We start from the raw sequence: 23205 nt of genomic DNA, 5'->3' as shown, positions 1-23205 counted from the left end.
TACTATTTAAATTTGTGTGGACCGATGGTAACGATATAGCGGTAACAGATAACGCTGCGTCTGGGCAATGATTTCTTCGTAATGCGCCGGCTCCAGCGAACGCCACAGGCGTTGATACCAGATATCGGCGCCCTCCCCGCTGACCACCATGTTCCCTTCGTAGGTCTGCAGGAATTTGCTCCGCGCTTTCTGCTGCGTCTCTTCGTCCATTAAGATGACATCCTTTTCGGCGTCGTAACAGGCTTTCAGCCAGGCGCCACCGCTTTCCGGCAGCAGCAGCAGCGGCTGCGACATCCCCAGCAAATAGCCATCCACCAGCTCGTTAAGGTACGCCTGCGCCTCGGCGGGCGCCAGCGCCGGAAAGCGCCACTCTCCCTCTTTCCGCACAAACAGCCGGCTCTCGCCGGTGCCGCCGCTGGCGCAGTAGACAAGGTGTTCCAGCCAAAGTTGCATCCCCTGGGAGACGCTCAGCAGCGAAGGCCGCCAGCGCAGCAGACCGTCCGGCTGCACCTGCTGCAGCCAGCCGGTCAGGTTCAGGCCGCCGCACTGCAGATCGATCTCCATGCTCTGCGCCTGCTGGCGCTCGGCCATCACCCGCTCGGCCAGCGCCTGCATCTCCAGGCGCTGCGTCTCCCAGACCAGCTCGCCAAAGGCGCCATACGGCAACTCGCCGGCGGCGCGAAAGCGGCGGAACATAGCCGAGACGTCCTGCTCCTCAATAAGCGTATTGAGCAGTTGCTGATTCAGTTGATAACGGCTCAGCCCTTCAAGAGTGAACGGCTCGTCGTCTGGAATATCGTCCTCTTCGGCGCGGAAATTGACCCGCAAACGCTGCTGAAAGAACGCGCGTACCGGGTGCTGCCAGAAGCGCAGGAGCTGATCGAACGGCAGGCTGTCAATCGGCGGTGCGGTGAGCGGCTGTATAAAATCGCTATGCGCCTCTCCCTGCTGGCCGGCGGCCGCCAGCCATTCACGAGCGTAGCTCTTGTTCTCGTCTTCCTGGAAATTGGCAACGTCGAACGGCATGCGCGTATGCAGATGGGTGATGTGGGCTTTAACCCGCGCTTCGCTGGCGTCGCAGTCAAGCTCTTCGTCACCGGCGAGACAGTGGCTCTGGCCGATATAATCCACCAGCTCCTGCACCAGCACCGAAGGAAAACGCTCGCTGTTGTCCTGTATCGAACGGCCGATATAGCTGATATACAGCGTCTGCTCGGCGGACATCAGCGCCTCGAGGAACAGATAGCGGTCATCATCGCGCCGGCTGCGGTCGCCGCGCTGCGGCTTCTGGCTCATTAAATCAAAGCCCAGCGGCGGTAGCGTGCGCGGATAAACCCCGTCATTCATCCCCAGCAGGCACACCACCTTAAAGGGGATCGAACGCATCGGCATCAGGGTACAGATATTGACCGGGCCGGCAAGAAAGCGCTGGCTGATCCGCTGCTGATCGAGGCGCTGGGCCAGCTCATCGCGCAGCAGCGTCAGCGGCACCTGCTCGCCATACTGCGCCTCCAGACCGCTATCAATAACCGCCAGCCACTGCTGCTCAATCAGCGCCAGCGCCGCTTCGGTCTCGCTGTCCGGCAGGAAAAAGTCATTCAGCAGATCGCGACAGACCGGCAGCCACTCCGCCAGCGGCCGCTGCGGGGCCAGGCCGCGTCGCCACAGATTAAGCTGCATCAGCAGCGACGCGAGGTTGCCCACCAGCTCGGCGATCAAACCGCTGGATTCGTCATACGGCAGCACCGACTGCCATTCTCCCTCGCGGCTGTCCATCGCGTAGCCCAACAGCATGCGGGTGAGGCCGAACCGCCAGGTATGCTGCCCGGTCGCCGGCAGGTCCAGCTCACGGACGTTGTCGTCATCCATTCCCCAGCGGACGCCGGACTCGTTCACCCACTGGCGCAGGTAGCGCAGCCCTTCTTCCGTGATATTAAAGCGCGCCGCCAGCACCGGGACGTCCAGCAGCGCCAGCACATCTTCACTGGCGAAGCGGCTGTCCGGCAGCGAGAGCAGCGTGATAAACGCCTGCAGCACCGGGTGCGACTCTCGGGCGCGACGGTCGGAGATCGCCCACGGCAGCCAGCGATCGCCGCTGGCGGCGCCAAACACCGCCTGTATATAGGGGCTGTAGCTGTCGATATCCGCCACCATGACGATGATATCCCGCGGCGTGAGCGTCGGATCCGCCTCCAGCATCGCCAGTAGCCTATCGTGCAGAACCTCCACTTCGCGCTGCGGACTGTGGCAGACGTGAATGCTCAGACTGCGGTCATCCAGCGTCAGCGGACGTTTGTCGCGACTGTGGGCGAATGCCTCTGCGCTCTGCCCGGCCACCGCCGCGTTGCGTAGTTCAAGGATATCCGACTGCAGGTTATGCAACAGGTTATCGGGGGCGATGTCGACAAAAGCGTCCAGCTCTTCATAGCGCTCCAGCCCCGCCAGCAGGTAGATATAGTCGCGCCCCAGTTTGCCCCAGGAGGCGAGCAACGGGTTGCCGACATCCTGTTCCCCGGCGTCATTAAACAACCCCGGCGCCTGCTCGGTGTCGCGAAACAGGGGTAGCGCGCGCGCCTCGCGGTGATGGCGCCGCTGACGCGACAGCAGCTTCGCCAGAAACGCCGGATCCTTAATGTCTCCCCAGTAGTAGCGGCAGGGGTTGGTAAACAATACGTAGACATCGACATGCTTACCCAGCGCCTGCAGGGCCTGAAGATAGACCGGCGGCAGCGCGGAAATCCCGCAGATGAAGACGCGCGACGGCAGCCCGGCGGGCGGTTCGTCCGCTTTTTCCAGGGTACTGATAAAGCGCTGGTAGAGATTGGCGCGGTGCCACTGCGGCTGCCCCAGCTCGGCGGTGTAGCTCACCAGCGCCTGCCACAGCGGCGCCTGCCACTGCTGGGCATCGCCAAGACCTTCCACCCGCTGGCCGGCCTCCCAGCGCATCAGCCACTCCGGGCGATAGACGAGGTACTGGTCATAGAGGTCCGCCACCCGGGCGGCCAGCTGAAACAGCTTGCGCTTGTCGCCGTCATCACTCAGATACTGGCGCAGCAGGATAAAATCGTCTTCCTCCAGGTGCTGCGGCAGGAGGGTCATCAGCTTCCAGCTCATGCTCTGCTTGCTGAAGGCGCTTTCGCCCGGAATATCTTTCAGGACGCGCACGAACATATCCCAGATAAAGCTCGCCGGCAGCGGGAACTCGATATTGGCGGCAATCCCGAAGCGCGCGGCCAGAGTCATCTGCAGCCACTGCGCCATGCCGGTACTCTGCACCAGCACCATTTCGGCCTGAAAAGGGTCATCCAGCCGCTGGCGCTCGACGATAAACTCCATCAACGCCTCGAGAACATCCAGCCGGTTTGAGTGGTATACCCTTAACATAATTGCTCCTGACTACTGGCTGACCGGGCAATGCAGCCGGGTCATCTGCACCCGCTTTGCAACGGGTCTACTGATCGTTACCGTGATGCTGACACATCTTTGCCTCGATGTCTGCATACGGCTTACCTGCCCGCGTGCCGGCGACGGCGGCGCGGAGAGCTGGCTATAGCGCCACGCGTCGCGCCACAGTTGACGGGTCTGGTTCAACTGGACAATTCCTTGCGCCATTCCGCGCTGATAGCCGCCCAGCGCGGTGACCGTCAGCACCATCAGCGCCATCGCCAGCACGGTCTCCGGCAGGCTAAACCCCCGCTGACGCTTCAGGGCATTTGACATAAGCTCGCCTCCCTGAGCGGGCAAAAATCGCTCCAGCCGTGGGCGGAAAAACGCACCTGCCCGCCGCGCACCTCGCCGGACTGCCAGACCTGCACCTCGCCGCTGGCGCTGCTGAGCACCAGTGAACCGTCGCCGAAGATACGCAGACAGGCGCGCCAGCCCTGCGGCGCCTGCTCCCGGCAGGCCAGTGCCACCTGCGCCGACCAGACCTGCTGTTTTCCCCACTGCAGCGCGGAATGGGCTATCGCCGTATCGCGGATCGCTTGCGTTTCGCTGGCGGTTTGCGCCAGCAGCGCCCGCTGCTGCAGGTTAAGCCCCTCGAGTAACAGGCAGCCGAGGGTCAGCAACAGGAGCACCATCAGCAGCGACGACATTCCACGCTGGCGGATCACAGGTTATACCCCGTCACCCGCTGCTCAACCTCGCTCGTCAGGCCCGTCTGTTGCGCGGAGCGCGCCGCCAGCGTCACGCTCAGCTCCGGCGCGAAGCCCGGGGTGACCTGACGTTGTACCGAGAAGCGCGTCACCACGATGGCGGCCGGGTTGGTGATTTTCTCCCATCCGCCGCCGCGGCAGTCGCTGGCCCCGCGCAGGGTCTCCAGCGCGCCGTCGCGCAGGCGAAAGCCGGTGCTCTCCGCCGCTGCCGCGGGGGAGGTTTCCCATCTCCCGTTGCTGTTCGCATCCCAGCGCACAATCAGACACTCCCCGCCAGCGGCTAGCTCCAGCCCGGCTCCGCCGCACGCTCCCCGGCAGTACCCGGCGCGCTGCAGATGTTTTCCCACGGCATGCACACGCTGCCACAGCTCGTTCTCCAGGGCCAGCTGTTCGCCCTGGCGCAGAATATGACGCTGCAGGGCAGGCAGAAAGCGGCAGGCCCCCATCAGCAGCAGCGAGCCGATGGCCATGGCGATAAGCGCCTCCGCCAGGGAAAATCCGCGGCGGCTCACTGACACCCTCCTGCGCTGTCGCTGCGGCATAAACGAATCCGCCCCCAGTGTGAGATCACAATGCTCCAGCTGCCGGCCGCGCTCTGCAGCCGCAGATTCCCCGCCCAGGCGGTGCTGCGCAGACCATAAAACCCCAGACCAGGCGTAACGCCAGCCAGCGTGATCCCCGGCCAGCGCGGGCGCAGCGTGAAGGATGTCCCCGAGGCGCAGTCAGGCCCCTCCCCATCCGCGCTCAGACACCAGCCCACTTCGTCCTGGCCGACGCGAAGCACGCGGTCCCGGTTGTAGGCGTTGGCGTCATCGCGCAGAAAGAGCAGAAAATCCCGCACCTGGACGGCGGTTTGCCACAGTCGTTGCTGCTGCTGCCAGCGCTGCCAGCCGTACAGGCCGCCGACGCTGAGGATCATCATCAGTGTCAGCGTTACCAGGGTTTCCATCAGGGTGTAGCCATGTTCTCTGTTCATGGCGTCGAGTATGCCGCGGCGATTGGCCCTGGCGCGACGACGGAAAATAGCTTTCCCGGCCAGATACGCAAAAAAGCTTTGCATACTCGACAGAAGAACATTTTTTTGCGAACGTCTACCCAACTTCGCCCACCGCAACCACCTGTGGCCTGGGGGGCAGGTGAAAACAACCTTCTCCCGGTGGTAACGGAAAGCGCTCCCATCGGGTGGTGCGAAGGGCATAAAAAAACCGGCGCCATCGGGCGCCGGTTAGTCATCTCTGCTGGGGGGTTAAATCGCCACCGGCGCTTTAATACCCGGGTGCGGATCGTAACCTTCAATCTCGAAGTCTTCAAAGCGGTAGTCGAAGATCGACGCCGGCTTGCGTTTGATGACCAGCTTCGGCAGCGGACGCGGTTCGCGGCTTAGCTGCAGGTTGGTCTGCTCAAGATGGTTGCTGTACAGATGGGTGTCTCCGCCGGTCCAGACGAAATCACCGACCTGCAGATCGCACTGCTGCGCCACCATATGCACCAGCAGCGCGTAGCTGGCGATATTGAACGGCAGGCCGAGGAACACATCGCAGGAACGCTGATACAGCTGGCAGGAGAGCTTGCCGTCGGCGACGTAGAACTGGAAGAAGGCGTGGCACGGCGCCAGCGCCATTTTATCCAGCTCGCCGACGTTCCATGCCGAGACGATGATCCGGCGGGAGTCCGGGTCGTTTTTCAGCTGGTTCATTACCGTGCTGATCTGGTCGATATGGCGGCCGTCCGGCGCAGGCCAGGAACGCCACTGTTTGCCGTAGACCGGCCCCAGGTCGCCATTCTCATCCGCCCACTCGTCCCAGATGGTGACGTTGTTCTCATGCAGATAGGCGATGTTGGTGTCGCCCTGCAGGAACCACAGCAGTTCATGGATGATGGAGCGTAAATGACAGCGCTTGGTGGTCACCAGCGGGAAGCCTTCCTGCAGGTTAAAACGCATCTGATGGCCGAAAATAGAGATCGTGCCAGTGCCGGTGCGGTCATTTTTTGGCGTGCCCTCGGTGAGCACTTTCTGCATCAAATCAAGATACTGTTTCATGGTTCCTCAAGAATTCTGTTGCTGCGGACGGTGGCGGTAAGCCCAAACCATCATAATGATACCCGCAAGCACCATCGGGATCGAAAGAATCTGCCCCATACTGATGTACTGCACCCAGCCGCCGGTGAACTGGGCGTCGGGCTGGCGGAAGAATTCCACGATGATGCGGAACAGGCCGTAGCCAATCAGGAACAGACCGGAAACGGAGCCGGTCGGGCGCGGTTTACGGATAAACAGGTTGAGGATCAGGAACAGTACCACGCCTTCCAGCGCCAGCTCGTACAGCTGCGACGCGTGACGCGGCAGCGCGCCGTAGGTATCGAACAGCGATTGCCATTCCGGATGCGTCGGCAGCAGCGCCAGGTCTTCGGCACGGGAGCCCGGGAAAATCATCGTGTAGTGGAAGCTCGGGTCTACGCGGCCCCACAGCTCGCCGTTGATAAAGTTGCCCAGACGCCCGGCGCCAAGACCAAACGGGATCAGCGGCGCGATAAAATCGGAGACCTGGAAGAAGGTGCGTTTGGTGCGTCTGGCGAAGATAATCATCACCAGGATCACGCCGATCAGGCCGCCGTGGAACGACATGCCGCCGTCCCAGACGCGGAACAGATACAGCGGATCGGCAAGAAATACCGGCAGGTTGTAAAACAGCACGTAGCCGATACGACCGCCCAGGAAGACGCCGAGGAAGCCCGCGTAGAGCAGGTTTTCCACTTCATTTTTCGTCCAGCCGCTGCCCGGACGATTCGCCCGACGGGTGGCCAGCCACATCGCAAAGACAAAGCCCACCAGGTACATCAAACCGTACCAGTGGAGGGAGACCGGGCCTAGAGAAAAAATGACCGGATCGAACTCCGGAAAATGCAGGTAGCCACTATTCATCTGTCACCATAAAGACTTGTTATTCCGCCGAAAGTGGACAGCGGTGATGATCCATACCCGAACAAAACGGGCACGCCGAAGGAGGCGAATCATAGCATAAGCCACAAGAGCGATCCGCGCCGAACGTGTAAAAGATATGTATACGGATGCTAACAGAATGCCGTTTTCCCGGCGGTACCCTACTTTGCCGGAGGGCGCGAGCAGAGGATCCCCGGGTTACGGCTTACGCCTCACCCGGGCTGGCGCTACCGCCCGCCGCGGATCAGGCCGCCGAGACCGCGACGCTCCATAAAGGCCGCCACCTGATGGCGCACCTCGGCGGTCATCTGCGCATCGAGGCTGCGACGCGACAGCTCCTGCGCTTCTTCGATATCAATGCGGCGCAGCAGATACTTCACCCTCGCCACCGAGCGGCCGTTCATCGACAGATGGCGGTAACCGAGGCCGATAAGGATCGTCACGCACATCGGGTCGCCCGCCATCTCGCCGCACAGGCGCAGATCGATGCCAAAGCGCTCCGCGTCATGGGCGATCATCGCCAGCGCACGCAATACCGCAGGATGCAGGCTGTCATACATGCTGGCGACCCGGGTATTGTTGCGGTCGACGGCCAGCAGGTACTGGGTCAGGTCGTTCGTCCCTACCGAGATAAAATCGATCCGGCTGGCCAGCTGCGGCAGCATAAAGACCATCGACGGGACCTCCAGCATCACCCCCAGGCGCGGACGTGGGATGGCGTAGCCGATCATCTCTTCCACTTCCCGGCTGGCGCGATCGATCAGCCGACGGGCCTCATCCACCTCCTCCAGACTGGTCACCATCGGCAGCAAAATGCTGAGGTTGCCGGTGGCGGCGTTGGCGCGCAGCATCGCCCGCACCTGGATCAAAAAGATCTCCGGCTGATCGAGGGTGATGCGGATCCCGCGCCAGCCGAGGCACGGGTTCTCTTCGCTGATCGGCATATACGGCAGCTGTTTATCCGCGCCGATGTCCAGGGTACGCAGGGTCACCGGTTTGCTGTTAAACATCTGCAGCATGCCCTGATACTGGGCGACCTGCTCCTCTTCTGAGGGGAAGCCGCTCTGCAGCATAAAGGGAATTTCGGTGCGGTAGAGGCCAATGCCGTCAACAAAGCTGCCGAGCTTCTCTTCGTGCTCCGGGCTTAAGCCGGCGTTGAGCATGACTTTCACCCGCTCGCCGCTTTTCAGCTCCGACGCGCGCTGGAGATCGTCCTCCGCCAGGCGGCTGAGTTCGTTCTCTTCGCTGATAAGGCGCTGATACTCCTGCAACAGGACAGGTTCAGGATCCACCAGCAGTTCACCGCGATAGCCATCGACAATCAGCGTATGGCCATGCAGCAGCGAGGGCTGAATATCGGCGCCCATCACCGTTGGGATGCCGAGGGCCCGCACCATAATAGCGGCATGGGAGTTGGCGGCGCCATCGCGCACCACCACGCCGGCCAGGCGATCCTGCGGCACTTCGGCGAGGGTGGTGGCCGACAGCTCGTCCGCCACGAGGATAATGCGCGCCGGCCAGGTGTTGGGCCCCTGAATACTGTCGTCGAGATGGAACAGCAGACGCTGGCCCAGGGTACGCAGATCGCCGGCCCGCTCTTTCAAATAGCCGTCGCTCAGCGCGGCAAACTGTTCGGCGAACTTCTCAATGATCTTTTTGACGGCCCACTCGGCGACGGCGCCTTTGTCAACTTCGGCAAACAGCTCGCGACGCAGGCGGGCGTCAGAGAGCAGGTGCGAGTAGAGATCGAAGATCGCCGCCGTCTCTTTTTGCGCCCCGGCAGCGTAGCGTTTGCTGTAGCGACGAAACTCGTTGGCCGCCTCTTCCAGCGCACCGGTCAGGCGTTCGCGTTCCGAGGCGGTGTCCAGCGTCGAGGCTTCATACACCTGCTCCATCAGCGGCAGGCTGACGTCCATCCAGCCCTCGGCGATCGCCACCCCGGAAGAGGCCGGCAGAGCGCGAATGCGCGTTTGACGATACTGGCCGAACAGGGCGTTCAGCTGGGACTGGGAGAGGATCGCCGCCATCTGGGTGGCGAGGGTGACGAGGAAAGACTCTTCGCTTTCATCAAACTGACGCAGCTCGCGCTGCTGGACCACCAGCACGCCCAGCAGCTGGCGGCGCTGAATGATCGGCACGCCAAGGAAGGCGCGGAAGCGGTCCTCTTTGACGGCGGGGATATATTTGAAGCTGGGGTGTTTTTGCGCATCGGCGAGGTTGATGGGTTCCGCCAGGCGGCCAACCAGCCCCACCAGGCCTTCATCGAACGCCAGCGCAACGGTGCGCCCGCGAGGTTTTTTTAACCCGCGGGTGGCCATCAGGTAATAGCAGCGTCGGTCATTGTCAGCCAGGTAAACCGAGCAGACTTCCGTCTCCATCGCCTGGCAGACATCCGTCACCAGAATATCCAGCGCCTCGTTTAAACGCGGCGCGCTCGCGACCTTCTCGACTATTTCTCGCAACCGAGTGAGCATAATGTGCGTGGCTTAACCTCTTTTACGTCGATAAGCAGGCGCGTTTTGCGGCTTAGGTGCGCTCTCCGCCAGCGACATGGTCACGCTGGCGAACTCTTTCATCACCCGGCGGTAGACGTCGCGCTTAAACGACACCACCTGGCGAACCGGGTACCAGTAACTCACCCAGCGCCAACCATCAAATTCAGGTGTACTGCTGGTTTGCATATTGATGTCCGCATCATTGCCGATCAACTGCAAAAGAAACCACTTTTGTTTCTGGCCGATACAAACCGGCTTTGTGTCCCAACGCACCAAACGTTTAGGCAACTTGTAACGCAGCCAGTTACGGGTTGAGGCCAGGATCCGCACATCTTTACGGCTTAACCCGACCTCTTCAAACAATTCCCGATACATCGCCTGCTCTGCGGATTCTCCTGGATTAATGCCCCCTTGCGGGAACTGCCACGAGTGCTGACCATAGCGCCGGGCCCACATCACCTGGCCCTGACGATTACAGATTACAATACCGACATTTGGGCGGTAGCCATCGTCATCAATCACCGGACTACCTCAAGATAAGCTTCAATGTGAATGATTGTTTCACACTCGCCGGAAACGGTAAACCACTCTGTTCGTACACTGAGAACGGATAACATTTGAATAACTCACAGTAATTGCCAGAGTTATAAACAATGAAAGCGCGTGACAGCCGATTTTATTCACTTTTTCTGTGGATAGAGTTGTGAAGAAGTACGGAATTAACCCGGGAAAACCCAGAGTAATCCGAACATCGCATCGCTAGCATCTGAAAATAATAGTATAATATTCATAAGGTTAGAATATATTCCTTTCACCCATTTCAGCATAACGTGACGATCATCACACATGCGATCCGTCGACTGATGAAAGATCGAGCAATGTCGATTTTATCCACAGATTACGCGCAGGCCACCGGCAGATTTTCTCTAAAAATTCGATTTTCGTCGCACGTCAAGGCTGTAAATCGAACCAGTAGTGAGTCTTTTCCCCAGTTATCCCACTTTTCTGTGGATAACATGGTGTAAGATCCTGTTTATTGTCAGTGACCAGTTCTGGAAAACCCGTTTACACCGTTTTCATAAGCCGCATGATGAGTTTAAAAAGTCATATAAATCATGAGATTGGTATAGTTACTCAGAAAACGGTAAACTCTATCCACAACGCGCAAAATTAGCGCTCACTTTTTAACCAAAGGTATTGCCCTATGCCCGCTATCGCTCCGCTCGCCTCACCGCCGCAAAGTCAGGAACAGCTGCTGGCCCAGGCCCGCCAGCTGGCCGGCTATTCGCTGGGCGAGCTGGCGGCGCTGGCGGGGATCCCCATTCCGCGCGATCTGAAGCGCGATAAAGGCTGGACGGGCATTCTGCTGGAGCTGTGGCTGGGCGCCAGCGCAGGCAGTAAACCCGAGCAGGATTTCGCCGCGCTGGGGGTCGAGCTCAAAACGATCCCCATCGACAGCCGGGGACGCCCGCTGGAGACCACCTTCGTCTGCGTCGCCCCGTTAACCGGCAATAGCGGCGTCACCTGGGAGAGCAGCCATGTACGGCATAAGCTGCAGCGCGTCCTGTGGATCCCGGTGGAGGGTGAACGCACCATCCCGCTGGCGGCGCGGCGCGTCGGCGCACCGCTGCTGTGGAGCCCGGACGAAGACGAGGAGCGCCAGCTGCGCATGGACTGGGAAGAGCTGATGGATCTCATTGTTCTCGGTGAGGTCGAGCGCATTACCGCCCGCCACGGCGAGGTGCTGCAGTTAAGACCGAAAGCCGCCAACAGCAAGGCGCTGACCGAAGCCATCGGCGCCCGCGGGGAGACAATCCTCACGCTGCCGCGCGGTTTCTATCTGAAAAAGAATTTTACCGCCGCTCTGCTTGCCCGCCATTTCTTGTTACAACACGATTAATTTTTTGTTCTGCGTTGGGGGTTGCATATAATTGCTGCTTTCTATTTTGCAGGACTTTGAACAATGTTATTTGCATGGATAACCGATCCTAACGCCTGGCTGGCGCTGGGCACATTGACGCTGCTGGAGATCGTGCTCGGGATCGACAATATTATTTTCCTCTCTCTGGTCGTGGCTAAGCTCCCCACCGCCCAGCGCGCCCATGCGCGCCGGATCGGTTTGATGGGCGCGATGGTCATGCGTCTGGCGCTGCTGGCCTCAATCGCCTGGGTCGTTAAGCTTACCAACCCGCTCTTTACCGTTTTCGGTCAGGAGATCTCGTTTCGCGATCTGATCTTGCTGCTCGGCGGGCTATTCCTTATCTGGAAAGCCAGTAAAGAGATCCATGAATCTATCGAAGGTGAAGAGGAGGGGCTGAAGACCAACGTCCACTCCTTCCTCGGCGCCATCGTGCAGATCATGCTGCTGGATATCATCTTTAGCCTCGATTCAGTGATCACCGCCGTCGGCCTGTCGGATCATCTGTTCATCATGATGGCGGCAGTGGTGATCGCGGTGGGGGTGATGATGTTCGCCGCGCGACCCATCGGCGATTTTGTTGACCGTCATCCTTCGGTGAAAATGCTGGCGCTGTCGTTTCTGATCCTCGTCGGCTTTACCCTGATGCTGGAAAGCTTCGACGTCCATGTGCCGAAGGGATACATCTATTTCGCCATGTTCTTCTCTATCGCGGTGGAGAGCCTTAACCTGCTGCGTAATAAGAAAAACCCGCTGTAAACCACAAAATTGCAGCCTGGTCACAGGCTGCAACCCTTTTTCAGACTTTACTGCTTTTTATGTCTCACAAATCAGGCTATTAATAGACGGGTATGGGGTGCAGCTACTGAAGAGGTGTTGACGATGAAGAAATGGGCAGTATTGATTTCCGCCGTAGGACTGGCGTTCTCGGTTTCCGGTTGCAGCAGCGATTACGTCATGGCGACCAAAGATGGGCGAATGATCCTGACCGACGGTAAACCTACCGTGGATGACGATACCGGTTTAATCAGTTACGAAGATCAGCAGGGTAATAAAATGCAGATCAATCGTGACGACGTTTCGCAAATCATTAAGCGTTAATCTTTCCCTGTCGGCCCCAGCTTCTGTTGACGCTGCGCTTACCGACCACCAGTCTTTTGAGAAGAGTCGGGATATACCAGGACGCCGCGGGTTTCACCCACCGCCCCTCCTCGTCACCCGGCTTTTTTGATTTTTTACTTCCTCTTTTTCTCACCCTCTGCCATGTTGATACTCCTTTGTCGGGGAATGCCTGACCTTATAAATAAAAAGGAAGCTGGCTATGCAGTATCACCGTATCCCACACAGTTCTCTTGAAATCAGCACCCTCGGGCTGGGAACCATGACTTTTGGCGAACAGAATAGCGAGGCCGATGCCCACCAGCAGCTCGATTACGCGGTTGCCAACGGCATCAACCTGATCGATGTCGCTGAAATGTACCCGGTCCCGCCGCGCCCGGAAACCCAGGGGCTGACTGAAACCTACGTCGGCAACTGGCTGGCGAAACGCGGCAATCGCGAAAAGCTGGTGCTCGCCTCGAAAGTCAGCGGGCCCGCGCGCAATAACGACAGCAGCATTCGGCCCAATCACGTCCTGGACCGCAATAATATCCGCGAGGCGCTGCACGCCAGCCTGAAGCGGCTGCAGACCGATTATCTCGATTTATATCAGGTTCACTGGCCGCAGCGGCCAACCAACTGCTTTGGCAAGCTGGGCTATACCTGGGCCGACGCCGCGCCCGCCGTGACGCTGCTGGATACCCTCGAAGCGCTGACCGAGTTCCAGCGCGCCGGGAAGATCCGCTACATCGGCGTGTCGAACGAAACCGCCTTCGGCGTGATGCGTTATCTGCACCTGGCGGATAAGCACGACCTCCCGCGGATCGTGACGATTCAGAATCCTTACAGCCTGCTGAACCGCAGCTTTGAAGTCGGCCTCGCGGAAGTGAGTCAGTTCGAAGGCGTGGAGCTGCTGGCATACTCCTGCCTGGCTTTCGGCACACTGACCGGCAAGTATCTCAACGGTGCGAAGCCGGCGGGGGCGCGCAATACGCTGTTCAGCCGCTTTACGCGCTACAGCAGCGAGCAGTCGCAGAAAGCGGTAGCGGCCTATGTGGATATCGCCAAACGCCACGGCCTCGATCCGGCGCAAATGGCGCTGGCCTTTGTGCGTCGGCAGCCGTTTGTCGCCAGCACCCTGCTGGGGGCGACGACCATGACGCAGTTGCAGGCCAACGTGGAAAGTTTGCAGCTTGAGCTGAGCGAAGAGGTATTAGCGGAGATTGAGGCGGTGCATCAGGTTTATACCTACCCGGCGCCGTAAGAAAGCAAAGCCCCGGGTAAGGCGTATACGCCTTACCCGGGCTACCGAAGAGCAGATATTGGCGACCCCATCGCCCAGTCAAGCGCAGCGCAAGCCGGGAGGTTATTTACGCCGCCCCCAGACCCACAGCGCGGCGATGGCCACGGCGAATACCGCGCCAAAGCCTATCCCCACGGCGACCGGTGGAACGCCCACGCTCACCGCCAGGGAATAGAGCCCCAGCATCAGCAGCATCGCCACGTTCTCACCGAGGTTCTGTACCGCAATGGCGTTACCTGCCCCGACCGAATGTTTCCCACGCTCCTGCAGCAGCGCGTTCAGCGGTACGATAAAGAACCCGCCGAACACCCCGAGCAGCAGCAGCAGACCGAACGCCGGCAGCAGCGACTGCTGCACCGCAAAGGCTATCACCGCGATACCGATCAAAATCCCGGCCGGCATACAGCGCGACACCGTCTCCAGGGTCACCAGCTTCGCCGCCGCCCCGGCACCCAGCACAATCCCCACCGCTACCATCGCATTAAGATAGGTGGGCATGGCGTTGCTGGTAATGCCCAGCGCCACCGGCACCCAGATCACCAGCAGGAAACGCAGGGTCACGCCAGCGCCCCAGAACAGGCTGGTGCCCATCAGCGAAAAGCGGGTTTCGCCGTTGCGCCACAGCGTCCGGCAGGCGCTGAAGAAGCTGTGCGTCATTGGCTTAAAACGCCACGACTGCCCCGGACGCGCCGCCGGCAGCCTGGGTATCCACAGGTTAGCCACTACCGCCCCGCCGTAGACCAGCGCGCAGACGATCAGCGCCGCCAGCACGTGCCAGTCGGCGAGGATCCCGCCGGCCATGGAGCCCAGCAGGATCGCCGCGATGGTCGAGGACTCCATCAGTCCGTTAGCCTTCACTAACTTATCGCCGGTGGTGAGTTCGCCGAGAATGCCATACTTGGCCGGCGAATAGGCGGCGGCGCCAATCCCCACCAGCGTATAGCCGATAAACGGATTGACGCCGAAGCAGATGCAGCCGGCGCCGAGCAGTTTCAGGCCGTTGGCCACCATCATCACCCGGCCTTTGGCAAAGCTATCGGCGAACTGGCCGACAAAGGGGGCAAAGAGGATGTAAGCGCCCACAAACAACATCTGCAGGACCGGCTGGCTCCACTCCGGATAATAGAGCTGCTTCATCAGCGCCAGGGTGGCGAAAAGAAGCGCATTGTCGCCGAAGGCCGACAGGAACTGGGCGCAGATCACCGCCACCATCCCTTTCGAGTACAGCGAAGGGTTAGCATGTACTGACTCACTCATGGGTTGTTTCCGCCTCGTCGACCATATTTTTCAGGGTGACATAGTCTGGCTTGCCGCTGCCGAGCACCGGTAGCTGTTTCAGCCAGCGTATATCTCGCGGCACCGCCAGCTCCGGTACGCCGTGCTGGCGAGCGTAGCGCAGCAGGGCTTCACGAGTCAGTTCATTATCGGTGGTAAACAGCACCAGCGCCTCGCCTTTGCTGGCGTCCTGTTTAATCGCCGTGGCGTGCATTTTGTCCGGCGACGCGCCGAGGGCCACCTGCTCCACCATCTCGAGGGAGATCATCTCGCCGGCGATTTTGGCGAAGCGCTTCGCGCGGCCCTGAATGCGGACATAGCCCTGCTCGTCGAAGGTAACGATATCCCCGGTGTCATACCAGCCCGCTTCCATCTCGCCGTGCTGGTTTTCCGCCGCAGGCGCTTCCAGCACGCCGGGGTTTTCCACCCGCAGGTAGCCTTTCATGATGTTCGGCCCTTTCAGCTGCAGCCGCCCCCCTTGCTCAATGCCTGGCATCGCCAGCAGGCGGGCGTCCATCCCCGGCAGGATGCGGCCCACGGTGCCGACCTTCGCCGCCATCGGCACGTTAATCGAGACCACCGGCGCGCACTCGGTCACGCCATAGCCTTCGAGAATGCGCAGGCCGAATTTATCCTGCCACAGCTGTTTGGTGCTCTCCTGCAGCTTCTCCGCCCCGGCGACCACGTAGCGCAGGCGGTAGAAATCGTACGGATTGGCGAAACGGGCATAGTTGGCGAGGAAGGTCGAAGTGCCGAACAGCACCGTACAGTTGCGATCGTAGACCAGCTCCGGCACCACGCGATAGTGCAGCGGGCTGGGATAGAGAAACACTTCCGCCCCGGTAAGCAGCGGCGTCAGCAGGCCGACGGTGAGGCCAAAAGAGTGGAACAGCGGCAGCGCCGACATAAAGCGGTCATTGGCGGTAAAGTCGGCGATAGTTTTGATCTGCTCGACGTTGGACAGCAGACTCTTATGGCTGTGCACCACCCCTTTCGGATTGCCCTCTGAACCGGAGGTGAAGAGGATCATCGCCGCGTCTTCCGGCTGCTGCTTAACCTGCGCCAGACGCGGCGCCAGCAGATGAGCAAAAATCCACAGTTTGTCAGCGAGGGTGATATCGCCTTTAAGATCTTCCAGGAATACCCAGCGCACCTGGGTCAGTTGCTCCGGCAGGTGCCAGAGTTTGCCTTTATCGAGGAAGGTGCGCGAGGTGAAAATGGTGTTGAGCTCCGCGGCGGCTATCGCGCTGCTGAGCCCTTTCACCCCGGCGGTATAGTTCATCATCGCCGGAATACGCCCGCGGGCGATAGCGCCGAAAATCACCGCCGCGCTGATGCCGGCGTTAGGCAGCATCAGGCCGATCTTCTCGCCCGGCTGGCTGTATTTTTCCAGAATGCGGGCGACAAACAGGGTTTTGGTCAGCAGCTTGCGATAGGTATCCGGCTGGAAGTTGATATCCTCCACGCAGGGTTTGCGCGCGCCGAAGCGGTCCTGCGCCGCCAGCAGCGACTCATACAGGGTTTCCCGCGGGCGCACCGCCATCCGGGCTTCCATCATGATCTGATGCAGCATCTCCCCGGCGATTTTGCGCCGGTCGCGGGCGCGCGGCGCCTCGGGCATCGGCAGATGGGTGGGCGGCAGGAGATGCAGCTGAATACGCGGGAACAGGCGACGTTTCACCAGCCCCTTCAACCGGCTGAAGGGCGTCAGTTCGGCGCCTTCAATACGCAGCGGCACAATGGTCGCCTGCGATTTGGCGGCGACAAAGGCGGCGCCGTCATAAATTTTCATCAGCGAGCCGCTGACCGAAATTCGCCCTTCCGGGAAAATAACCACCGGCCGCCCCTGCTCAATCAGGCGCACCAGATGTTTGATCGACATCGGCTTGGTCGGGTCCAGCGGCACAAAATCGATAATCGGCGTCAGCGCGCGCATAAACCAGCGCTGGCTGATTGAGGTATAGACCGCAAAAACCGGTCGGACCGGCAAAAACAGCGCCAGCAGAATGCCGTCGAGGAAAGAGACGTGGTTCGGGGTGATTAAGACCTTTTGCTGGTATAAAGCCTGCGTGTCGCCGGTCAGTCTGACCCGGTATAACCCCTTGAACAGCAGTCTGAAAAATCCCAAAAGCATAACAACTCCATGTGACCGGTTGATGAGTCAAAGCAGGTTACACGAGAAGGCATGGGAAAGCAGTGCAGCGGGGGATTTTCGGAATAAAAAAAACCTGCGCATCCGCGCAGGTCGGTGTAAGACGTTCAGTACGAAGAGCGTACCTGAGAAACTCACCTATCAATACCTCTGGGATCTCGATTGTCACGTTTTTTGGCCGTAACGGGCCAGCGGGAAAACGCAAGGGAGTGAGCCTAAGTGCAACGAGGTATTACGATTTTCGCTATCTGTAACAACGCCAATAGCGGGCAAAAAAAAACCTGCGCATCTGCGCAGGCTGGTGTAAGTAAAGTGGTCAACGTGACGTTGACTCCACCTATCAATACCTCTGGGATAGCCAGAATATCAACCGGATCCGCGAACAAACCAGCGAACATTCGCAACAGCGCATCGCAAAGTGTAAGCAAAGGTTTGTATTTCCCTGCGCCGGTTTCAATTACCGATCGCGTCAATGTAAACAGGTCACCGATAAGCCCGCGCTGAATCACATTTGCGCCATTCCTTCGCCGCCGCGCCTTGAATCTGCCGCTCTTTCCCGTAACATAGCAGTATGTAAACGCTTACCCTAGAAAAGGCATGGTATGGCGACTATTAAGGATGTAGCCCGACTCGCAGGAGTCTCCGTCGCTACCGTCTCCCGCGTCATCAACAACTCTCCCAAAGCCAGCGAAGCCTCGCGTCAGTCCGTGGGCGCGGCGATGGAAACCCTGAACTATCACCCCAACGCGAACGCCCGGGCGCTGGCCCAGCAGTCAACGGAAACCGTCGGCCTGGTGGTGGGCGATGTCTCCGACCCCTTCTTCGGCGCGATGGTCAAAGCCGTCGAACAGGTGGCCTACCGCACCGGCAATTTTTTGCTGATTGGCAATGGCTACCACAACGTGCAGAAGGAGCGCCAGGCGATAGAGCAGCTGATCCGCCATCGCTGCGCGGCGCTGGTGGTGCACGCCAAAATGATCCCCGATGAGGAACTGGCGGGGTTAATGAAACAGATCCCCGGCATGGTGCTGATCAACCGCATCCTGCCCGGATATGAAACCCGCTGCGTGGCGCTGGACGACCGCTACGGCGCCTGGCTGGCGACCCGCCATTTGATCCAGCAGGGGCACACGCGTATCGGCTATCTGTGCTCAAACCATGATATCTCCGATGCGGAAGATCGGCTGCAGGGGTACTACGCGGCGCTGGAGGAGAGCGGCCTGCCGTGCAACGACCGGCTGGTCACGTTTGCCGAGCCGGATGAAAGCGGCGGCGAACAGGCGATGACCGAACTGCTTGGCCGCGGCCGCCACTTTAGCGCCGTCGCCTGCTATAACGACTCGATGGCCGCCGGCGCGATGGGGGTGCTGAATGACAATGGCATCGACGTTCCGCGGGAGATTTCGCTGATTGGCTTCGACGATGTCCTGATTTCGCGCTATGTCCGCCCGCGGTTGACTACCGTCCGCTATCCGATCGTCACGATGGCGACCCAGGCGGCCGAGCTGGCTTTAGCCCTGGCGGAGCAGCGGCCGGCGCCGGAGATCACCCATCTGTTCAGCCCGACGCTGGTCCGTCGTCACTCGGTGGTCGCCCCGCAGGAAGGCGATAAGTCATAGCGATAGAGGTGCACGGCGGTGGCCGGGTAATCCAGCCCCTCGCCGATGTAGCGCCAGCCGAAGCGTTCATAGAAATCCCGGCAGGCGGAGTAGAGATAGAGCTCCCGAAAGCCCGCGCGGCGGGCATAATCGATCACATGCCGCTGCAGTTTTCCGGCCAGCCCCTGACCGCGGGCGGCGGGCGCGACGTACAGCGCCGCCAGCCAGGGAAACAGATCCTGGCGGCTGATCAAATCGCAGCGCCAGAGGCCAATCGTGCCGAGCAACAGCTCGCCTTCCACGGCAATAAAGGTCAACGGCAGCGCCTCCGCCGTCTGGCTATGCTGCACAATGCTGGCGAAGAATTGCCGCGGCAGCGTCTCGCCGCCAAAGGCCTGCCACAGCCAGTCGGTCACCTGCGGGGCGTACTGCGGCGCAGCGTACAGCGGCAGGATCGTCATACCAGCTTCCCCTGAAAAATCGGCACTGAGTCGAACAGATAGCCGTCAAAGTCGGGGGCGTCCTCATCGGACAGCTCCAGCAGGCTGTTTTTGACGTTTTCCAGATGCTGCCACATCGCCTGCCAGGCGCCCATCACATCGCGACGCCGCAGCGCGGCGAGCAGGGTCTGCCGGTCGCCGAGCCATTTCAGCCGCCAGGCGCGGCTGGCAATATGCACATTGAACTGCTGCCACAGCGGGCTGCTGTCCATCTGCAGCCAGATCCGCTCTACCGTCGCCAACAGCATCTGGTTCTGCGTCGCCCCGGCGAGCACCAGATGGAACAGACGAGCGTTATCCTGCGCGGTGTCGTTGAGAGCGATTGCCCGCTGCTCCTGTTCAATAATCCGCTTCAGATTGTCGATATCGGCGCGGGTGGCCATTTTCGCGGCAAAGGCGGCGATGTTGCTCTCCAGCAGCTGGCGCGCCTGGAGAATTTCAAACGGGCCGACGTCGCTGCTGAGCAGCTGCTCCTCTTCGCTGTCGTTCTCGTGGGGAATGCGCATGACATACACCCCGGATCCCTGACGAATATCCACCGTCCCCTGCAGCTCCAGCATCAGCAGCGCTTCGCGCACGATGGTCCGGCTGACGCCATAGGTTTCGGCAATATGGCGTTCCGGCGGCAAACGCGACCCGACCGGGTAGCGCCCCTGCGCGATCTGGGCGCGCAGGTCATCACCAATCTCCTGATAGGGCTTCTTTTCCGGCGGAACTATCGCTTTTTCCACAAAATCACCTGTGCGTTACATGCCTGCGAGTCAAATACGCCGCTATCTTAGCAAATATTGCCCCCGGCTAGCGGTATTCATCATCGATATCCAGCACCAGTTCACGCCGTTCGCCCAGTTGACGAAACCAGTGCGCCGAGGCTTTGGGTCGCCGGGCGCGATGGTTTTGCAGATCGATTTCGATAAGCCCGTAGCGGTTTTTAAAGGCGTTCATCGGCGATACGTTGTCGGTAAACGCCCACAGCATATAGCCCTGGCAGTTGGCCCCTGCCTCGCGGGCGCGCAGGGTGTGCCACAGATGTTCGCTGATAAAACGAATGCGGTAGCTGTCATCGATGACGCCTTCGCGGTTACGGAACTGGCCTTCGTTTTCCACCCCCATCCCGCTCTCCGCCACGAACCACGGGATGTTGCGATAGTCATTTTTTATCCGCATCGCCATATCAAAGATGATTTGCGGGTAGATTTCCCAGCCGCGGGAGGCGTTCATCCGCCGGCCGGGCAGCTCAAACGGCTCATAATACCAGGCCGGATGGAACGGGGTGTGCGGATGCCAGGCCCGCGACGGGGCTTTGACCCGGTGCGGGTAGTAAAGATTAATCCCCAGCTCATCGACGGTGTGCTCGCGGATAACCGCCAGATCCTCCTCGCTGGTCTCCCACGTCACCTGATGCTGCTCAAGCAGCGCGAGAAGCTCCGGCGGCCAGACGCCGTGCACCAGCGGGTCGAGGAACATGCGGTTGTAGAACAGATCGTAGATCTCCGCCGCGCGCAGGTCATGGGGGGCGCGTGAGCGTGGGTAGGTCACCTCCGGATTGAGGATGCAGCCGACGGTCCCGGGATAGCCGAGCTCGCGAAACCGCTTCACGACGCTGGCGGTCGCCAGCACCTTATGATAGTTCCACTGCATCCAGGTGCTGGTGTTCTGCTCATAGGGCCAGCGCAGAGCATCCAGATAGACCCGGGTCTGCACCACAATTGGCTCATTAAAGGTAAACCAGCGCGTCACCTTCGGGTGGTAGCGGGCAAACACCTTCTCCGCGTAGCGCACAAACAGCTCAACCACCGTTTTCGACCCCCAGCCGCCATACTTTTCCAGCAGATAGCCGGGCAATTCATAATGCTCAAGGCAGATCATCGGCGTGATGCCGTTGGCCAGCAGCGCATCGAACAGCTGGTCGTAATAGGCCGCATACTCCTCATCCACCGTGACGTTTTCGTAGTCGGTCAGAAAGCGCGACCAGTTGATTGAGGTGCGGTAGTGGGTCAGCCCGGCCAGCTTCATCAGCTGCACATCTTCCTGAAAGCGGTTGATAAAATCGGTGGCCACCGCCGGGCCATAGCCGTTATGCCAGACGTGGCGATCGTTTTTGTACCAGAGATCGGGCCAGGAGTCCTGCCCTGGTTTTTTCCCGCTCCAGCCTTCGGTCTGCCAGGCGGAAGCCGCCGCGCCAAGGATAAAATCATCGGGAATTGTCATCCGTACGGTAGTCATAGGCTCCTCAGACAGGGTTGGCGGTTTGTTGATTGTCTACCTGACGCTGCGCGGCATCGGCACGGCGGGAGGCGATTTTGACGAAAGGCAGATAGATAAGCACTGCGACGACGATGCAGATAAGCTGGGTCACCACCGCCCCCATCGAGCCGGCGGTGGAGAGCCAGGCGTTGATCAGCGGCGGCGTGGTCCAGGGGACCATCACCACCGCCTTGCCGGCGAAGCCGGTCAGGGTGGCGAAATAGCCGATGCTGCCGGTCACCAGCGGGGTGATGATAAACGGGATGGCGAGGATCGGGTTAAGCATGATCGGCATCCCGAAGATCACCGGCTCGTTAATATTGAACAGCCCCGGGCCTATCGACAGCTTGGCGATCTCTTTCATCTCTTTGCGCCTGGTGGCGATCATCACCGCAATCAGCAGGCCGATGGTCAGCCCCGAGCCGCCGATGCTCATGTAGACATCCCAGAAGGGCATCGTGATGATGTTCGGTACCTCTTTCCCCTGCTCAAAAGCGCTCATATTGACGGTGATCGCTCCCAGCAGCAGCGGCTCGCGGATCGGCTTGATCATCTGGTTGCCGTGAATGCCGATCACCCAGAACAGCTGGGCGACGAACATCAGCAGCAGGATCCCCGGCAGGCTCTGCACCACCCGCTCCAGCGGCTGCTGCACCACCTGGTAGACCGCATCGTAGAGATACATTCCCGTCAGCTGGTGAAAGAGAAAACCAAAGGTGGCGATCGCGGTGGTGGTGATGATCGCCGGGATCAGCGCGGAAAAAGAGGCAGAGACGTTCGGCGGCACGGTATCCGGCATTTTGATCTTCAGTCCCTTGCGCCCTTCCAGCCAGCAGTAAATCTCCACTGACAGAATGGCGATGAACATCCCAAGGAACAGACTGCGGGTATCGGAAAACTGGCGCAGCAGGACATCTTTCACCACGTGCATCTGGCCATCGACCATCATCTCTACCGTGGTCGGCGTGACGCAGATAAAGCAGATCACCGCCAACAGGCCGGGAAACAGGCTTTTGATGCCGTTGATCCGCCCCAGCTCAATACCGATCAGAAACACGGCGCCGATATTGAGGAAGTTGAGCGTAGCGTAGTTTAGCGCGCTGGTGATCGGCTTCAGCGCCGCAAGAAAGGAGAGCGAGGAAAAGCTGGCGAGCCCATTCTTCGGATCCAGCACCATATTGGAGATCAGCACCGAAAAGGCCCCGACGATGATCACCGGCATCAGGGTAATAAACGCCGATTTGATCGCCATAATGTAGCGATAGCTGTTGAATGTCGTCGCGAAACGCCCCAGCGCGTCGATCAGTTTGTCCTGTAATGCCATAAAAGAGTACCTCAGTGTAAAGGGCTTATTGCGGCCAGGTGAACAGCCAGAGACTTTTGGCATACCAAAACATAGTCGCCAGGCAAAAATAGTTCTGTGACAGCGCTCGCAACGCGCACAGTGGTATCCCAAATATCCGATAAAATCGACATTGGCATACCAGAGTCTGTCGGCTCGTCAGTTCCTGCCAAAAGCGTGAT

General features: G+C 59.8%; 21 protein-coding genes. 6 read left to right on the top strand and 15 right to left on the bottom strand.

Annotation, left to right across the window (positions count from 1 at the left end; translation table 11 throughout):
- Positions 1–6 precede the first annotated feature (6 nt).
- The 9 genes from recC to rppH form a co-directional block, all read right to left on the bottom strand.
- Positions 7–3384 carry an exodeoxyribonuclease V subunit gamma gene (gene recC, locus LPQ25_RS04455; RefSeq protein WP_014906978.1) on the bottom strand — a complete coding sequence of 1126 codons (3378 nt, stop codon included), beginning with the start codon at positions 3382–3384 and terminating at the stop codon, positions 7–9.
- Positions 3385–3396: 12 nt separating this feature from the next.
- Positions 3397–3720: a prepilin-type N-terminal cleavage/methylation domain-containing protein gene (locus tag LPQ25_RS04450; RefSeq protein WP_002915888.1), complete on the bottom strand. Its 324-nt coding sequence runs from the start codon at positions 3718–3720 to the stop codon at positions 3397–3399.
- On the bottom strand, positions 3705–4112 hold the full coding sequence (locus tag LPQ25_RS04445) for a DUF2509 family protein (RefSeq protein ID WP_014906977.1): 408 nt from the start codon (positions 4110–4112) through the stop codon (positions 3705–3707). Before LPQ25_RS04445 ends, LPQ25_RS04450 begins: the two co-directional genes overlap by 16 nt.
- On the bottom strand, positions 4109–4666 hold the full coding sequence (locus LPQ25_RS04440; RefSeq protein WP_004143963.1) for a prepilin peptidase-dependent protein: 558 nt from the start codon (positions 4664–4666) through the stop codon (positions 4109–4111). Before LPQ25_RS04440 ends, LPQ25_RS04445 begins: the two co-directional genes overlap by 4 nt.
- Complete coding sequence (locus LPQ25_RS04435) at positions 4663–5214, bottom strand: prepilin peptidase-dependent protein (RefSeq protein ID WP_004889953.1); 552 nt, start codon at positions 5212–5214, stop codon at positions 4663–4665. The genes LPQ25_RS04440 and LPQ25_RS04435 overlap by 4 nt, the downstream gene beginning before the upstream one ends.
- Positions 5215–5400: 186 nt before the next feature.
- On the bottom strand, positions 5401–6195 hold the full coding sequence (gene thyA, locus LPQ25_RS04430; protein ID WP_002915933.1) for a thymidylate synthase: 795 nt from the start codon (positions 6193–6195) through the stop codon (positions 5401–5403).
- A 6-nt stretch (positions 6196–6201) separates the two neighbouring features.
- On the bottom strand, positions 6202–7077 hold the full coding sequence (gene lgt / locus LPQ25_RS04425; protein WP_002915934.1) for a prolipoprotein diacylglyceryl transferase: 876 nt from the start codon (positions 7075–7077) through the stop codon (positions 6202–6204).
- Between the two features lie 245 nt (positions 7078–7322).
- Positions 7323–9569: a phosphoenolpyruvate--protein phosphotransferase gene (ptsP, locus tag LPQ25_RS04420; protein WP_002915935.1), complete on the bottom strand. Its 2247-nt coding sequence runs from the start codon at positions 9567–9569 to the stop codon at positions 7323–7325.
- Between the two features lie 12 nt (positions 9570–9581).
- Positions 9582–10112, bottom strand: a complete 531-nt coding sequence (gene rppH / locus LPQ25_RS04415) for an RNA pyrophosphohydrolase (protein ID WP_002915936.1) — start codon at positions 10110–10112, stop codon at positions 9582–9584.
- A 453-nt stretch (positions 10113–10565) separates the two neighbouring features.
- Here rppH and LPQ25_RS04410 point away from each other — a divergent pair, with 453 nt between their 5' ends.
- The 5 genes from LPQ25_RS04410 (at position 10566) to LPQ25_RS04390 (ending at position 13870) form a co-directional block, all read left to right on the top strand.
- Positions 10566–10709 (top strand): hypothetical protein, encoded by a 144-nt coding sequence (locus tag LPQ25_RS04410; protein ID WP_014906973.1) that lies wholly within the window; start codon positions 10566–10568, stop codon positions 10707–10709.
- A gap of 85 nt (positions 10710–10794) precedes the next feature.
- The gene (mutH, locus tag LPQ25_RS04405; RefSeq protein ID WP_004143967.1) at positions 10795–11490 is read left to right on the top strand and encodes a DNA mismatch repair endonuclease MutH; all 696 of its coding nucleotides are present in this window, start codon (positions 10795–10797) and stop codon (positions 11488–11490) included.
- 63 nt (positions 11491–11553) lie between these two features.
- Positions 11554–12267 carry a TerC family protein gene (locus LPQ25_RS04400; RefSeq protein WP_002915973.1) on the top strand — a complete coding sequence of 238 codons (714 nt, stop codon included), beginning with the start codon at positions 11554–11556 and terminating at the stop codon, positions 12265–12267.
- 123 nt (positions 12268–12390) lie between these two features.
- A complete protein-coding gene (locus tag LPQ25_RS04395; RefSeq protein WP_002915974.1) occupies positions 12391–12609 on the top strand; it encodes a YgdI/YgdR family lipoprotein in 219 nt (72 codons plus the stop codon).
- 220 nt (positions 12610–12829) lie between these two features.
- Entirely contained in the window at positions 12830–13870 is a 1041-nt protein-coding gene (locus LPQ25_RS04390) for an NADP(H)-dependent aldo-keto reductase (protein WP_234599499.1), read from the top strand.
- A 102-nt stretch (positions 13871–13972) separates the two neighbouring features.
- Here LPQ25_RS04390 and lplT read toward each other — a convergent pair whose 3' ends face one another.
- Entirely contained in the window at positions 13973–15166 is a 1194-nt protein-coding gene (lplT, locus tag LPQ25_RS04385; protein ID WP_014906972.1) for a lysophospholipid transporter LplT, read from the bottom strand.
- Positions 15159–17318: a bifunctional acyl-ACP--phospholipid O-acyltransferase/long-chain-fatty-acid--ACP ligase gene (aas, locus tag LPQ25_RS04380; protein WP_004149635.1), complete on the bottom strand. Its 2160-nt coding sequence runs from the start codon at positions 17316–17318 to the stop codon at positions 15159–15161. Before aas ends, lplT begins: the two co-directional genes overlap by 8 nt.
- A gap of 620 nt (positions 17319–17938) precedes the next feature.
- On the opposite strand from aas, the gene galR reads away from it, so the two are divergent.
- Positions 17939–18955, top strand: coding sequence for an HTH-type transcriptional regulator GalR (galR, locus tag LPQ25_RS04370; RefSeq protein WP_002915981.1), 1017 nt, complete (start codon positions 17939–17941; stop codon positions 18953–18955).
- On the opposite strand, the gene LPQ25_RS04365 is transcribed toward galR, so the two are convergent.
- The 4 genes from LPQ25_RS04365 to LPQ25_RS04350 form a co-directional block, all read right to left on the bottom strand.
- Positions 18916–19395, bottom strand: coding sequence for a GNAT family N-acetyltransferase (locus LPQ25_RS04365; RefSeq protein WP_014906970.1), 480 nt, complete (start codon positions 19393–19395; stop codon positions 18916–18918). The two genes, galR and LPQ25_RS04365, sit on opposite strands and share 40 nt — an antisense overlap.
- On the bottom strand, positions 19392–20165 hold the full coding sequence (locus tag LPQ25_RS04360; protein WP_002915985.1) for a GntR family transcriptional regulator: 774 nt from the start codon (positions 20163–20165) through the stop codon (positions 19392–19394). The genes LPQ25_RS04365 and LPQ25_RS04360 overlap by 4 nt, the downstream gene beginning before the upstream one ends.
- Positions 20166–20232: 67 nt before the next feature.
- Entirely contained in the window at positions 20233–21660 is a 1428-nt protein-coding gene (locus LPQ25_RS04355; protein WP_004174521.1) for a glycoside hydrolase family 1 protein, read from the bottom strand.
- 7 nt (positions 21661–21667) lie between these two features.
- A complete protein-coding gene (locus LPQ25_RS04350; RefSeq protein WP_004174520.1) occupies positions 21668–23005 on the bottom strand; it encodes a PTS sugar transporter subunit IIC in 1338 nt (445 codons plus the stop codon).
- Positions 23006–23205 lie beyond the last annotated feature (200 nt).

Source organism: Klebsiella sp. KPN54798 (assembly GCF_021184225.1).
Classification (GTDB): Bacteria; Pseudomonadota; Gammaproteobacteria; order Enterobacterales; family Enterobacteriaceae; genus Klebsiella; species Klebsiella pneumoniae.
The sequence above is the reverse complement of the archived record's forward strand: the minus strand, read 5'-3'. Positions and strand labels throughout refer to the sequence as shown.

Bases quoted from the DNA above. Each gene is read 5' to 3' on its own strand.
- recC (WP_014906978.1), bottom strand. From the start codon at position 3,384: ATGTTAAGGGTATACCACTCAAACCGGCTGGATGTTCTCGAGGCGTTG.
- LPQ25_RS04450 (WP_002915888.1), bottom strand. From the start codon at position 3,720: ATGTCAAATGCCCTGAAGCGTCAGCGGGGGTTTAGCCTGCCGGAGACC.
- LPQ25_RS04435 (WP_004889953.1), bottom strand. From the start codon at position 5,214: ATGCAAAGCTTTTTTGCGTATCTGGCCGGGAAAGCTATTTTCCGTCGT.
- thyA (WP_002915933.1), bottom strand. From the start codon at position 6,195: ATGAAACAGTATCTTGATTTGATGCAGAAAGTGCTCACCGAGGGCACG.
- lgt (WP_002915934.1), bottom strand. From the start codon at position 7,077: ATGAATAGTGGCTACCTGCATTTTCCGGAGTTCGATCCGGTCATTTTT.
- ptsP (WP_002915935.1), bottom strand. From the start codon at position 9,569: ATGCTCACTCGGTTGCGAGAAATAGTCGAGAAGGTCGCGAGCGCGCCG.
- mutH (WP_004143967.1), top strand. From the start codon at position 10,795: ATGCCCGCTATCGCTCCGCTCGCCTCACCGCCGCAAAGTCAGGAACAG.
- LPQ25_RS04400 (WP_002915973.1), top strand. From the start codon at position 11,554: ATGTTATTTGCATGGATAACCGATCCTAACGCCTGGCTGGCGCTGGGC.
- LPQ25_RS04395 (WP_002915974.1), top strand. From the start codon at position 12,391: ATGAAGAAATGGGCAGTATTGATTTCCGCCGTAGGACTGGCGTTCTCG.
- LPQ25_RS04390 (WP_234599499.1), top strand. From the start codon at position 12,830: ATGCAGTATCACCGTATCCCACACAGTTCTCTTGAAATCAGCACCCTC.
- lplT (WP_014906972.1), bottom strand. From the start codon at position 15,166: ATGAGTGAGTCAGTACATGCTAACCCTTCGCTGTACTCGAAAGGGATG.
- aas (WP_004149635.1), bottom strand. From the start codon at position 17,318: ATGCTTTTGGGATTTTTCAGACTGCTGTTCAAGGGGTTATACCGGGTC.
- galR (WP_002915981.1), top strand. From the start codon at position 17,939: ATGGCGACTATTAAGGATGTAGCCCGACTCGCAGGAGTCTCCGTCGCT.
- LPQ25_RS04365 (WP_014906970.1), bottom strand. From the start codon at position 19,395: ATGACGATCCTGCCGCTGTACGCTGCGCCGCAGTACGCCCCGCAGGTG.
- LPQ25_RS04355 (WP_004174521.1), bottom strand. From the start codon at position 21,660: ATGACTACCGTACGGATGACAATTCCCGATGATTTTATCCTTGGCGCG.
- LPQ25_RS04350 (WP_004174520.1), bottom strand. From the start codon at position 23,005: ATGGCATTACAGGACAAACTGATCGACGCGCTGGGGCGTTTCGCGACG.